This window comes from Micromonospora sagamiensis (assembly GCF_014680085.1).
Classification (GTDB): Bacteria; Actinomycetota; Actinomycetes; order Mycobacteriales; family Micromonosporaceae; genus Micromonospora; species Micromonospora inyonensis.
This window is the reverse complement of the sequence record NZ_AP023438.1, coordinates 6172737-6186409: the sequence shown is the minus strand read 5'-3', so window position 1 is coordinate 6186409 and position 13673 is coordinate 6172737. Positions and strand designations below refer to the sequence as shown.

The following is a 13673-nucleotide window of genomic DNA, read 5'->3' as shown; positions in this document are numbered from 1 at the left end:
CAGCGGCGGCCCGGGGCCGGCGGCCCGGTTGACGCGTCACACCGCGGCCGGCTCCGGCCCGTCGGGGCCGACCGCGTCGGCCTTGGCGAGGACCTCGGCGACGGTCGCGGCCAGCCGGGTGAGCGACTCGCCGGCCCAGATCGACATGTGGTCCCCGGGCAGGACGTGCGTGGTGACCTCCTCGGCCCAGTCGGTCCACCGCATGCGGTCCGCCGGTGACCGGTCCGCCCGGACGAGCTGCACCGCCCCGGGGTACCGCCCGGTGAGCCGGTGGCCGATCAGCGCCTCGGTGTTGGCCCGGAACACGGCGTAGCGGGACCGCAGCACGGCCAGTTCCAGGGCGTCGTCGTCATCCCCGGCCGGGGCCGGGGCGGCCAGGGTCCGGCTCAGCTCGGTGACCTGCTCGTCGGAGACCGCGTCACCCCCGGTGGTCTCCATCAGGAAACGCCGGAGGATGTCCGCCTCCGGTGGGCGCTGGAACGCCCTCGGCACCGGACTGTCCACCATGATCAGTGCGTTGACCCGGGCACCGGCGGCACGGAGGCGGTGGGCCAGCTCGAAGGCGACCACTCCCCCCAGCGACCAGCCCAGCAGGTTCACCGGCGTGGCTGCGGCGGTGGGGGGCAACGCGGCGAGGTGCGCCTCGACCAGTTCGGCGACGGAGCCCACCGGCGGACGGTCCCCCTCCAGGCCCGGTGCCTCCAGGCCGAAGACCGGCTGCCGGGACCCCACCAGGCCGGCCAGCCCCGAGTAGCAGTACACGGATCCGCTCGCCGGGTGCACGCAGTACAGCGGCGGCCGGTCGCCGGACGGTTGCAGGGGAACCAGGGTGGTCTGCTCAGTGGGCACCGGCGGTGCCTCCCTCCGGGTGGGTGGTCCCGGCGGCGGCGTCCCGCGCGGCGACCATGTCGTCGATGGCGGCGGCGATGGTGCGTACGGTCGCCGAGCCGTACAGCATCCGGACCCGGACGGTCACGCCGAACTCACGGTTGAGTCGGCTGACCACCCGGGTGGCCTGGAGCGAACTGCCGCCGAGCTGGAACAGGTTCGCGTCCGCGCCGACCCGGGGCAGCGAGAGCACCCCGGCGAGGATCGCGGCGACCCGGGCCTCGGTGGGCGTGGCCGGTTCCTCGAACGTCGGTCCGTCGTCGGGGTCCGTCAGCGGCGGCTGGGGCAGCGCGTCCCGGTCGACCTTCCCGCTGGTCGTGGTGGGCAGCGTGTCGAGCACCATGACGGTCGCCGGCACCATGTACGCGGGTAGGTGCTCGCCGGCGTACCGGCGCAGCTCGGCGGTGGACGGTGCGGACGGATCGGCGGGCACCACGTAGCCGACGATCTGGTTCTCGCCCCGGGCGTCGGGGCGCAGGGCGGTGACCGCCATGCCGACCGAGGGGTGGCTCGCCAGCACCGCCTCGATCTCACCGAGTTCGATCCGCAGGCCGCGCAGCTTGACCTGGTGGTCGAGTCGACCGATGAACTCCAGCAGCCCGTCGGCCGTCCAGCGGACCAGGTCGCCGCTGCGGTAGACCCGGGCTCCGGGGTGGAACGGGTCCGGCCGGAAGCGCGCGGCGTCGAGGTCGGGCAGGTTCACGTAGCCCCGGCTGAGTCCCTCGCCGCCGATGAGCAGCTCGCCCGGGACGCCGACCGGGGCCAGGTCGCCGGTGGCGTCGACCACGTACACCCGCCGGTCCAGCATCGGCGCGCCGATCGGCGGGCTGGACCGCCAGGTCCGGTGCGCGCACTCGTAGCTGGTGCAGCCGACGGTGGCCTCGGTCGGCCCGTACACGTTGAGCATCCGCCGGCCGGGCAGGTTCCACCGGTTGACCAGGTCACCCGGGGCCGCCTCACCGCCCACCATGATCTTGCGGAGGGCCGGGTAGGGCGCGGACTCCATCAGCGCCATCATGGCCGGCGGGATGCAGACGTAGCTGACCCGTTCGGCGCGCATCAGCTCGGCGACCTGCTCGGGGCTGCCGACCACGTCCGGCGGCACCAGCACCAGCGTCGCGCCCACCGTGAGGCCGGTGAAGGTCTCCCCCTGGCACATGTCGAACGCCAGGGCGTTGAACTGGAGCATCCGGTCGTCCGGCGTCAGATCGAAGATCCGCTGGTAGCCGGTGGCGAACGCGTTGAGTGCCCGGTGCTCGATCTGCACCCCCTTCGGCCGGCCGGTCGAGCCGGAGGTGTAGAGCACGTAGGCCAGGCTGTCCGGTCCGGCCCGCTCGGGCAACGGGCCCTCGGCGGCCTCGATCGCCGGCCACTCGGTGTCCACCGCGACGGCCGTCCAGCCGTCGGCGGTCGGCAGGCGGTCGAGGAGGTCCGACCGGGTGAGCACCAGCCGCGCGCCGGTGTCCCGGATGACGTAGTCGAGTCGACCGGTCGGGTGGTCGGGGTCCAGCACGGCGAAGGCGGCACCGGCCTTGAGCACACCGAGCAGGGTGACCAGGGTGTCCAGGTCACGACGGATCACCAGGGGCACGATCTCCTGGTGGGTGACGCCCCGCGCGCGCAGGTAGCGGGCGAGCTGGTCGGCCCGGCGGTCCAGTTCGGCGTAGGTCAGGCTCCGGCCTTCGAAGACCACCGCCGGGTGGTCCGGCATCGCGGCGGCGGTCCGGGCGATCCGCACGTGGACCGGATCGAGGTACGGCTCGGTACGCTCCGCCGTGCCCCAGGCCAGCAGCCGGGCGCGTTCGGCGGCGCCGACCACCGGCACCCGGGAGAGCGGCCCGGACGGGTCCCGCAGCACCGCGGTGAGAACCGTCTCGAGGTGCCCGGCGAGCGCCTCCACCCGCCAGCGGTCGAAGAGGTCGGTGGCGTACTCGATCGTGGTCCGTACCCCGTCGGCGGACTCGACGAAGGTGACCGCCAGGTCGAAGCGGGCGCGGCCGGTCGACTGGGCGACCGGTTCGACCTCCAGCCCGGCCAGTTCCAGGTTCGCGCCGGAGTTGGCGTCGCCGAGCATCTGCACGGAGATCTGGAACAGCGGGTTACGGCCGGGGTCCCGGGTGGGGCGGACCCGTTCGACGACGCGTTCGAAGGGCACGGCGGCGTGGTCGAGGGCGTCGAGCGCCCGGTCGGTCAGCCGGTCGAGCAGCTCGGCGAAGGACGGGTCGCCGGAGAGGTCGGCACGGAGCACGACCATGTTGGCGAAGAGCCCGACGAGCCGTTCCACCTCAGGGGTGTCCCGCCCCGTCATGGTCATGCCGAGCGGGATGTCCGGCTGGCCGGTGTAGCGGTTGACCACGATGGTCAGGGCGGCGGTCAGCACGGTGAACAGGGTGGTCCCGCGCTCGTACGCCACCGCGCGGGCCTGCCGGACGAGCGGCTCGGGAAGGCGGACGTCGACCAGGTCGCCGTGGAAGGTCTGCGTCGCCGGTCGGGCGCGGTCGGCCGGCAGGTCGACCACGGGCAGCCCGGCGAGATGCTCCTGCCAGTACCGCAGGCTGTCCTCGGCCCCCTGTTCGGTGAGGTCCTTGCGCTGCCGGACGATGTGGTCGACGTACGTCTCGTCGCCGCCGTCGAGCTGGTCCGCCGGGTCGGCGGGCGGAAGGACGTCGGCGGGCTCCCGACCGGCCCGGTAGGCGGCGTACGCGGCGGACAGTTCCCGGTTGACCAGTCCGGTCGACCAGCCGTCGGTGACGATGTGGTGGATCGTGATGCAGAGCAGGTGCTCACGGTCGTCGAAGCGGACGAGCCGGAAGCGGTGGAGCGGACCGGTGGTCAGGTCGAACGGGGTGCTCGCCTCCTCCCGGGCGATCCGGGCCACCTGTCGGTCACGGTCGTCGGCGTCGGTGGTGGTGACGTCGTCGAGGGTGATGGCGACCTCGGGTCCGGGCGGGGCGATCCGCTGGTAGGGCACGCCGTCGACCGGGGCGACGGTGGCCCGCAGGGCGTCGTGCCGGGCCACCACCCAGGCCAGCGCCCGGCGCAGGGCGGCGGTGTCGAGGTCGCCGCGCAGCCGGTAGGTCAGCGGGACGTTGTAGATCGGCTCGCCGGGTGACATCTGCTCGACGAACCAGAGCTGTTCCTGTGCGACGGCGAGGGGCAGGCGGTCGCGTCCCTCGCCCAGGGCGGACCGGACCGAGACGGTGTCCTCCATATCGGGCGACTCCTTGGATTGCGGAAAGAAATGGTGCGGAACGACAGGGATCGGCCACCTCGGATCCAGGATCCGCGTCGACGGCCGGACCAGCGTGCGCACACGGGTCCCACCACACGTCGACACGATCAGGAATTCCGACCTGGTTGGTCGAAACGGTCGGCGGTCGTGGGTTACGGTTCCGCTGCCGCCGGCCGGTTGCGAGCCACTGTAGAGATAAGGGACCGCAACGGGCAAGTCATGATCGGGTCGCTGTACCGACAGTTGTCCCGGACATCCCCGAATTGCCGGCGGGCAGGTGAGCGGCCATCCGGCACGACGGAGCGACAGACCGACAATATCTCTGGATTGATCAATGCGTTGTGTCGGAATACCGCCGAACGTATTCTGCTGCCAGCACCGTGGGATACCGTCCGACGACGTCAGGGGTAGACATGACGGCAACACCGCTGGCCGCCCGGCTCCGCGCCTTCTCCGGCCCGACCATCTTCACCGAGATGACCCTGCTGGCCCAGCGCACCGGCGCGGCCAACCTCGGCCAGGGGTTCCCGGACGGCGACGGACCACCGGCCATGCTGGCGGCCGCCCGGGCCGCGATCGACGGCGGGATGAACCAGTACCCGCCGGCGAACGGGTTGGCGGTGCTGCGGGCGGCGATCGCCGGGCGGCGCCGCGCCGACCACGGGATCGACTACGACCCCGACCGGGAGATGGTGGTCACCGCGGGCGCCACGGAGGCCATCGCGGCGGCGCTGATCGGGCTCTGCGAGCCGGGTGACGAGGTGATCGTCTTCGACCCGCTCTACGACTCGTACGCCGCCTGCCTGGCGATGGCCGGTGCCACCGCCGTTCCGGTGCCACTGGAGTTCGACGGAACCCGGTTCACGTTCGACCCGGACCGGCTGCGCGCGGCGGTCCGGCCCCGCACCCGGCTGGTGCTGCTCAACACCCCGCACAACCCGACCGGCACGGTGTTCGACCGGGCCGAGCTGGCGCACGTCGCCGAGGTCTGCCGGGAACACGACCTGATCGCGGTCACCGACGAGGTGTACGAGTACCTGACGTACGACGGGGTGGCGCACGTGCCGCTGGCCGGCCTGCCCGGCATGTGGGAGCGGACCCTGACCATCTCCTCGGCCGGCAAGACGTTCAGCGCGACCGGGTGGAAGGTGGGCTGGGCCTGCGGCCCGGCACCGCTGGTCGAGGCGGTACGGACGGTCAAGCAGTTCCTGACCTTCGGCACCGGAACGCCGTTGCAGGCGGGGGTCGCCCACGCGCTGACGCACTGCATGGACTGGGTCGGCGAGCTGCGCGAGAGTCTCCAGCGGCGGCGGGACCTGCTGGTCAAGGGGCTGAACGCGGCCGGCGCCCGGACCTATCCCGCGCAGGGGACGTACTTCGTGCAGCTGGACGCGCGGTCGTTCGGCTTCACCGACGGGGCACGGTTCTGCCGCACGCTGCCGCACGATGCCGGCGTGGTGGCGATCCCGAGCATGGCCCTCTACGCCGACAAGGAGGCGGGGCGGCACCTCGTCCGGCTCGCCTTCTGCAAGAGCGAGGAGCTGCTGACCACCGCCGTGGAACGGTTGGGCCGGTACGCCGCCACCCGCGCGTCGGCCGGGTGACCGGGACGCCGCGGCAAGATTCTTCAAGACCGCCGGTCCGGGGACTGTCAGAATTCCGCCAGGGACGGTCGCATTCGCAGCTGCGCGGATTCGGGCCGGACGAGCAACACGAGGGGAATTCAGGGTTGGACGAGAAGGACGAGCGCTCACCCGTCGTCTGGGACACCAAGATCGCAGTCGTCCTGCGGGACGATCTCGAGGGATGGCAGCGGCTCAACATCACCGCCTTCACGGTCAGCGGTATCGCCGCGACCGTCGACAATGTCGTCGGGGAACCGTACGTGGACGGTTCGGACAACACCTATCTGCCGATGTTCCGGCAGCCGGTGCTGGTGTTCGCCGCGAATGCCGAGAAACTGCGGCAGATCCACGAGCGGGGGCTGCGACGAGAGGTCCCCATGGCGGTTTACACGGAGGAACTCTTCGTCACGAACAACGACGAGGACAATCGCGCCGCGGTACGCGCCGTGGCCGCGGACAAACTGCGTCTGGTCGGACTCGCGCTGCGGGCCGACCGCAAGACCGTGGACAAGATCGTCAAGGGGGCCTCGCTGCACCCCTGACCCCCAGGACAGCACCGCCACCGCCACGGCCCTCGTCGGCCGTGGCGGTGGCACCCCACGCCGCGCACCGGCGCGCGACGCGGACCGGCACGTACGGGACACCCGAACGACACGTTGACACGGCACCACAGTCACACCTGATCTGACGCACAGCCCACCCCCGCCGCCGCCCCGGCGGTGTGCCGGGGCGTCTACCGGAGGACTGGATGTCAAAGCTGGACTGCATCATCGTCGGTTTCAACGAGATCGACTTCGCCGACTTCGCGCGTGCCCAACAGGTCTTCGCCGACACCTCCGGTGCGTACCGGGAGCTGCTGACCAACTCGGTCCTGCTCGGCGACCGACGGATGACCTACATGGACCTGCTCAACGTCGTCCGGGAGCGGCAGACCGGACAGCCCTCGCGGCTGAGTGCGTTCGAGATGCCCAGCCTCGGGGTGGCCTACCTGGCCAGCTTCCTGTTCCGCCGGGGCTTCGACATCGGGGTCATCAACTTCTTCAACAAGGGCCGCGACGAGTTCGCCGCCATGCTCGCCGAGGGCCCCCGCGCGGTGGCCATCACCACCACCTACTACGTCGACGACGAGCCGATCCGGCAGATCGTACGGTTCATCCGCGAGCACGACGAGACCGTGCCGATCATCGTCGGCGGTCCCCGGGTCTACAACCTCTGCGCCGGTCAGCAGCCGGTCGTGCAGGACGTGCTGCTCGGCGCGGTCGGAGCGGACATCTACATCAACGACCCGCAGGGCGAGAGCACCCTGGCCGGGGTGCTGGCCACCCTGCGCGACGGCGGCGAGCTCTCCACCGTCCCGAACCTGATCTACCGGTCCGGCGAGAGCCGGTCGGGAATGGCCCGCACGGCCCGCGTGCCGGAGTCGAACAACCTGGACGAGAACGCCGTCGACTGGTCCTACTTCGACCCGAGCTACTACACGCCGACCACCTACATGCGGACCTCGCGGAGCTGTTCGTTCGGCTGCGCCTTCTGCAACTACCCGTCGATGGCCGGCCCCCTGACGCTCAGCGGGCTGTCCACCACCGAGCACGAGCTGACCCACCTGCGGGACAACGGCGTGCAAAACATGATCTTCGTGGACGACACGTTCAACGTGCCGCTCCCCCGGTTCAAGAAGATCCTGCGGATGATGATCGACCGGAAGCTCGACCTGCGCTGGGTCTCCTTCTTCCGCTGCTCGAACGCCGACGACGAGGCGTTCGACCTGATGGCCGAGGCCGGCTGTCTCGGGGTCTTCCTCGGCATCGAGTCCGGCGACCAGCAGATCCTGAAGAACATGACCAAGTTCGCCAAGACCGACCGGTACGAGTACGGCATCGAGCAGCTCACCAAGCGGGGCATGGTCACCCTCGCGTCGATCGTGCTGGGCTTCCCCGGTGAGACCGAGAAGACCGTGCGGAACACCCTCGACTTCGTCAACCGGACCCAGCCGACGTTCTTCAACGTCCAGCTCTACTACCACGACGTGCTGGCCCCGATCGAGAAGCAGCGCGAGCTGTACGGCATCGAGGGCAGCGGCTACTCCTGGAAGCACTACACGATGAGCTGGCAGGAGGCCGCCGGCTGGAAGGACGACTTCGTCCGCAACGCCACCGGGTCGTCCCTGATGCCGCTGTACGGGCTGAGCATCTGGGCCATCCCGTACCTCCTCTCCAACGGGCTGACCATGGACCAGATCGTCCGGTTCACCCGGGCCGCGACGGACCTGGTGGTGCAGGGGCTGGACACCGACCACGTCGACCCGGACCCGGCCGTGGCCCACGTGTCGCGGGCACTGACCGGCGTCACGGCCGGCTGAGCCCCGATGCTCCTGCAACGCTGGCTGCCCCGCCCCTCGGCCCGGCTGCGGCTGCTCTGCCTCCCCCCGGCGGGCGGGTCGGCGTCCCTCTACCGGTCCTGGGCCACCCGGCTCCCCGCCGACGTGGAGCTGTACGCCGTCGAGCCCCCCGGGCACGGCAGCCGGTACGGCGAGCCGCACGCCACCTCCATGGCGGAGCTGGCCGGCCAGGTCGCCACGGCAGCGGCCCCGCTGGCCCGGCGTCCGCTGGCGCTGTTCGGGCACAGCATGGGTGCCCTGCTGGCGTTGGAGGTGGGCCGCCTGCTGCGGGACGCCACCGGGCAGCCGCCGTCCGCGCTGCTGGTCGCGTCGATCGACGCGCCGGAGCCGTCCGACGCCGACCCGCCCGACCTGACCAGCCTGCCGGACAGCCACTGGCGGCCCCGCATGATCGAGCTGGGCGCGCTCGATCCCCGCACCACCGACGACCCGGCGCTGATGGAGATGGCGATGGCCATGTTCCGCGCCGACCTGGTGGTGATGAGCGGGTACCGCCCCACCCGGGCGGAGCCGCTGCGCTGCCCGGTGCGGGTCTACGCCGGCACCACCGACCCCACCGTCAGCGAACGGGGGCTGGCCCGGTGGCGCCGCGAGTGCCCCACCGACTTCCAGCTCAGCCGGCTGCCCGGTGGGCACATGTTCTTCCGGGACGACCCGACCCTTCTCCTGGCCCGGCTCGGGTCCGACCTGGACGCCGGACGGCTCCCGGTGGAACTCGGCGCGGGCCGGCCGGTGCCGTACTGACCGGGTGCCCGCCCCACGGGGCGGCGCGCGGCAACCAACCGAACGGGAGCGAACAATGACGAGCCAGCTCTTCGGTCAGTCCGCACCGGTGTCGCGGGCCGCGACGGACGGACCGGACGGGGCCGCCGACCCGGCCGTCCCGCTGGACCTCGCCGGGCAGCGGATCTGGCGGGCCGAGCAGCTGCGCCCCGGGACGGCCGCGAACCTCGTGGCGCTGGCGGCCAGCGTCCCCGCCCGGGTGGACGCCGTCGCGCTGCGGGCCGCGCTGAGCGCGGCCATCGCCCCGGACGACCCGCTGCGCGCCGTCCACGCCGACCACGCGGGCCGGGCGGTCCGCCGTCGGCCGGACGGGGACGCGACGGCCCGCGTGGTCGTCACCGATCTGACCGCCCTGCCCGACGACGAGCGCGACGCCGCCCTCGGTGAGGTCCTCACCGAGGAGGCGCTGACCGGGTTCGCCCTCGCCGACGAGACCCCGCTGCGCTGCCGGGTGCTCCTGCTTCCCGGGCGGACGGTGCTGGTGTTCGTGGCGCACCGGGTCGCGGCCGACGAACGTACCCTCGGCGCGCTGCTGCACCGGACCGCGCGGTGCTACGCCGTGGCGACCGGCGCCGCCGGGCCGGGTGTGTCCGCCGGGGCACCGCCGGAGCCGCCGGCCGGCCCGGAGCCGGGCACGGACGGCCAGCTGGACCTCTGGCGTGGGCTGCTGGCCGATCCACCGTCGGCGGCACTCCCCACCGACTGGCCACGCCCGGCGGTGTTGGACGGCACAGGTGGCACCGCCGAGCTGGCCGTCCCGGCCGACACCCGCCAACGGCTACGGAACCGGTTCCCCAACGTCGACGAGGCGACGATCCTGGTCGCGGGCCTGCACGCCCTGCTGGTCCGGCACGGGGCCGGCACCGACGTCGCGGTCACCGCCACCGCCCCGGGCACCGGCGACACCGAACTCGTGGTCCGCACCGACCTGGCCGGCGACCCCGACTTCGACACCGTGGTGGCCCGCACCCGAACGGCGGTGACCGCCGCCACCCGGGCCGCGGTGCCCTTCGCGTGGCTCGCCGAGGAGCTGGGCGGGACGACGGCGGGCGTCCGCCACGACCCGTTCGCCCGGGTGGCGCTGGCCGTCCGGGACAGACCCCTGCTGCCACCGGCCCTGGGTGACCTGCCCCTGACCCCGCTGCCGCTGCCCCGACTCGGCGTCCGGTACGAGCTGCGCCTGGTGCTCGAACCGACCCCGGACGGCGACCTGACCGGCCGGTTGGAGTACGCCCGGGACCTGTTCGACCCGCCGACGGCCGAGCGGATCGCCGCCCGGTTCCCGCTGCTGCTCGCGGCGGCGGCGACCGACCCGGACACGCCGGTCTCCCGACTCGGGCTGGTCACCCCGGCCGAGCGCACGCTGGTCCTCGACACGTGGAACGACGTCCGCGCGCCGACGCCCCGGGACCGCTGCCTGCACGATCTGATCCTCGAACGGGCCCGGGCGTTCCCCGAGCAGCCGGCGGTGGTCTGCGCCGGCCGGACGCTGACGTACCGGGAGCTGGACGAGCGGTCCGGCCGGCTCGCCGGCGTGCTGCGCGGCCACGGCGTCCGCGACCGGTTGGTCGCACTCTGCGTGGACAAGTCCGTCGAGATGGTCGTGGGGGTGCTGGCGATCCTGCGCGCCGGGGCGGCCTGGGTGCCGATGGACCCGGCGTACCCGGTGGCCCGGCTCGGGTTCATGCTGGAGGATTCGCAGGCACCGGTGGTCCTGGCCGACCCCGCCTCCGCCGAGAGGCTGCCCCGCCACGACGCCACGGTGGTCCTGCTCGGTGGCGAGCCGGACGGACCGGTACCGGCCAACGGCACCCGGCCCGGTCCGGACCGGGAGCCGACCGGCGATCCGGGGAGCCTCTGCTACGTGATCTACACCTCGGGCTCCACCGGCACGCCGAAGGGCGCGGCGAACACCCACCGGGGCGTGCTGAACACGATGACCGCCCTGGTCAGCCGGGGTCGGCTGGACAGCCGCACCCGCCTGTTGCAGTGCTCGTCGCTGAGCTTCGACATGTCGGCGTTCGACATCCTGAGCACCCTGCTCGCCGGGGGCGCCCTGGTGGTGCCGACCCGGTCCGACCTCACCGACCCGCAACGGCTGCTCGACCTGGCCCACGAATCCCGGATCACCGTGTGGAGTTCCACCCCGGCGCTGTTCCGGGGGGTGGTCGACGTGGCCCTGGACACCGGGGTCGGCCTGCCCGAGGGGCTCCGGACCGTGGTGCTCGGCGGGGACCGCTTCCCCGGTGGGGTGATCGGCCCGCTGCGGTCGCTGGCACCCCGGGCCCGGGCCCTGAACGTCGCCGGCATGACCGAGGTCTCGTTCACCACCACCGGCCACCCGGTCGCCGCGACCGACGCGCGGCGGGCCAGCGTCCCCTGGGGACGGCCCCTGCCCAACCAGCGGATGTACGTCCTGGACGAACAGGGCGACCCGGTGCCGGCGGGGGTTCCCGGCGAGCTGTACATCGGCGGTGCCGGGGTCGGGCCGGGTTACTGGCGACGACCCGAGCTGACCGCGCAGCGGTTCCTGCCGGATCCGTTCGTCGCCGACCCGGACGCCCGGATGTACCGCACGGGTGATCTGGTCCGCCACCTCAGCGACGGGCAGATCGAGTTCCTCGGCCGGCTGGACCATCAGATCAAGGTCCGGGGGTACCGGATCGAGCTGGGCGAGGTCGAGACGGCGCTGGGCGGGCACCCCCGGGTCCGGGACTGCGTGGTGGATCTGCGGGTCGGCGCGGACGAGCAGTCCCGACTCACCGCCTACCTGGTGCCGGCCGACCCGGAGCAGCCACCGTCGGTGGAGAGCCTCCGGGAGTTCCTCGGCGCGCGGCTGCCCGAGCACATGGTCCCGGCGGTGTTCGTCGCGGTACCCCGGATCCCCGTCACCCCGGGCGGGAAGATCGACCGGGCGGCGCTGGCGAACCTGCCGCTGCCCACCGGCCGCCCGGATCTGGGCAGTGCCTACAGCCCGCCCCGGGACGGGCTCGAACGGACCGTCGTCGCCGAGTGGGAGCGGGTGCTCGGGGTGTCCGGGATCGGGGTGGACGACGAGTTCGTCGCCCTGGGCGGCCATTCGCTGCTGGCCACCGCCGCGATGACGCTGATCTCCGACGTGCTGAGAGTGCCGGTGTCGGCGCGGGACCTCTACGAGGCGTCCACCCCGGCCCGGCTGGCCCGCCGGATTCGTCGCCTCGCGCCGGACCGGGTCTGGGACTGACACCCGGGCCGGGTGGGCGACCACGGGCCGGGCGACGGCGTCGGGTGCCGGGCGGGCCGGCACCCGACGCCCCGCACTACCGCTCCGGGGGTGCCTCGGGCTGCCGGGCGACGAAGAGCGACTGGGCGGAGCGGGCGACCGGCCCGTGCCGGTCGGAGAGCGTGCCGGTGGTCAGTCCGGTCCACCCCGGGGCCACCTCGGTGACCGCGTCCAGGTGCAGCCACTGGCCCACCGGCGGCCGGAGGATGTGGACGGACAACTCGGGCGGGATGAACATCCACTTCTCGATGTCCAGCACCGCGCTCATGCCGTTGGCCGAGTCGACGGTCAGCACCGTCCGCTGCACCGGTGACAGCGGCTCGTCCGGCAGAAGCGGATGCCGGGCCCGGACCCAGGCCGTGCCCGGACCGGGGCGGTCGTAGCCACCGTCGACGAAGCGCCACTCGGTGGCGGCGAGAAAGCCGCAGTCCCACGGCGTGCCGGGGGGCGGCACCATCGGCCGACCCGTCTCCGGACCGGGCGCCGGCCCGGATGCCGTGGCCGGCCCGACCGGCAGCGCCTCCGGGGCCGGACGCACCGCCCACGCGGAGGCGGCCATCAGCAGCCGGCCCTCGTGGCGCAGCTCGGCCCGGACGAGTTGGACCCGCCGTCCGGGCCGCTCGACACGGGCCCGGACCTGGACGGGCTGACACGGCACCGGCCCGAGGATCTCCACGGTGATCCGGGCGACCACCAGGTCGGTGCCGGTGAGGCACTCCTCGACCGCCCGGGCCAGGAGCGCCCCGGGCGGCCCGCCGTGCTGGTAGCGGGGGTCCCAGGGCCCCTCGGTGTGTGCGGTGGGCAGGTAGGTGTCCGCGCCGTCGGGCCGGTAGAACGCCTCGGATCCGCTCATGCGGGCAGCCTACGGCCGCCCACCGGTCCGGGCGGCGACCGCCGGCAGCGGCACGACCGTGCCGCCCGGGTCCAGGGCGAACAGCCGCTCGTGCGGGGCGAAGGGCGGCCGGGGCGCCGGGGTCGACGTCGGACCGGGCGTGCCGACGTAGAGCCAGCCCAGCAGCAGCTCGTCCGGGGTCAGCCCGAGCAGGTGGCGGACGGTCGGGGCGCTGGTGACACTGCCGGTACGCCAGATCGTGCCGTAGCCCGCGTCGTACAGCAGCAGCCCCAGGTTGCTCACCATCGCCGAGGTCGCCGCGAGCTGCTCCCACTCCGGGACCTTGGGGTTGTCCCGGCGGGCGAGCACGATCGAGAGCAGCAGCGGTGCCCGCAGCGGCTTGCCCGCCGCCCGTCGGCGCCCCACCTCGTCGTCGACCGGGCACCCGGCGGCCAGCGCCGCACCCAGGGCGTCCCGGGCGGCGTCCCGAACGACGATCAGCCGCCAGGGGCGCAGCAGGCCGTGGTCCGGCGCGGACGCGGCGTCGGTGACCAGGGCGACGATCTCCTCGTCGGACGGGGCCGGGTCGACCAGTCGGCCGACGCTGCGGCGGCTGCGGACCGCGTCCACCAGCGACATCATCACGCCTCTCC

At 73.2% G+C, this 13673-nt stretch carries 9 protein-coding genes; 5 read left to right on the top strand and 4 right to left on the bottom strand.

Going from position 1 to position 13673, the window contains the following annotated elements:
• Positions 1–36: 36 nt before the first annotated feature.
• A complete protein-coding gene (locus IGA62_RS26460; RefSeq protein WP_145818335.1) occupies positions 37–849 on the bottom strand; it encodes a thioesterase domain-containing protein in 813 nt (270 codons plus the stop codon).
• A complete protein-coding gene (locus IGA62_RS26455) occupies positions 839–4099 on the bottom strand; it encodes a non-ribosomal peptide synthetase (RefSeq protein ID WP_145818336.1) in 3261 nt (1086 codons plus the stop codon). Before IGA62_RS26455 ends, IGA62_RS26460 begins: the two co-directional genes overlap by 11 nt.
• A gap of 434 nt (positions 4100–4533) precedes the next feature.
• Between IGA62_RS26455 and IGA62_RS26450 the strand changes: the two genes are divergently transcribed.
• The 5 genes from IGA62_RS26450 to IGA62_RS26430 all read left to right on the top strand — a co-directional run bounded on the left by IGA62_RS26450 (position 4534) and on the right by IGA62_RS26430 (position 12149).
• Positions 4534–5724: a pyridoxal phosphate-dependent aminotransferase gene (locus IGA62_RS26450; RefSeq protein WP_145818337.1), complete on the top strand. Its 1191-nt coding sequence runs from the start codon at positions 4534–4536 to the stop codon at positions 5722–5724.
• Positions 5725–5849: 125 nt separating this feature from the next.
• Positions 5850–6287: a DUF2000 family protein gene (locus IGA62_RS26445; RefSeq protein WP_145818338.1), complete on the top strand. Its 438-nt coding sequence runs from the start codon at positions 5850–5852 to the stop codon at positions 6285–6287.
• Positions 6288–6493: 206 nt separating this feature from the next.
• Positions 6494–8104, top strand: a complete 1611-nt coding sequence (locus IGA62_RS26440) for a B12-binding domain-containing radical SAM protein (RefSeq protein ID WP_145818339.1) — start codon at positions 6494–6496, stop codon at positions 8102–8104.
• Between the two features lie 6 nt (positions 8105–8110).
• Entirely contained in the window at positions 8111–8887 is a 777-nt protein-coding gene (locus IGA62_RS26435; protein ID WP_145818340.1) for a thioesterase II family protein, read from the top strand.
• A gap of 55 nt (positions 8888–8942) precedes the next feature.
• Complete coding sequence (locus IGA62_RS26430) at positions 8943–12149, top strand: non-ribosomal peptide synthetase (protein ID WP_145818341.1); 3207 nt, start codon at positions 8943–8945, stop codon at positions 12147–12149.
• Positions 12150–12225: 76 nt separating this feature from the next.
• On the opposite strand, the gene IGA62_RS26425 is transcribed toward IGA62_RS26430, so the two are convergent.
• Together IGA62_RS26425 and IGA62_RS26420 are read right to left on the bottom strand one after the other, a co-directional pair.
• A complete protein-coding gene (locus IGA62_RS26425; protein WP_190289217.1) occupies positions 12226–13041 on the bottom strand; it encodes a thioesterase family protein in 816 nt (271 codons plus the stop codon).
• A 9-nt stretch (positions 13042–13050) separates the two neighbouring features.
• Complete coding sequence (locus tag IGA62_RS26420) at positions 13051–13662, bottom strand: nitroreductase family protein (RefSeq protein ID WP_145818344.1); 612 nt, start codon at positions 13660–13662, stop codon at positions 13051–13053.
• Between the last annotated feature and the right edge of the window lie 11 nt (positions 13663–13673).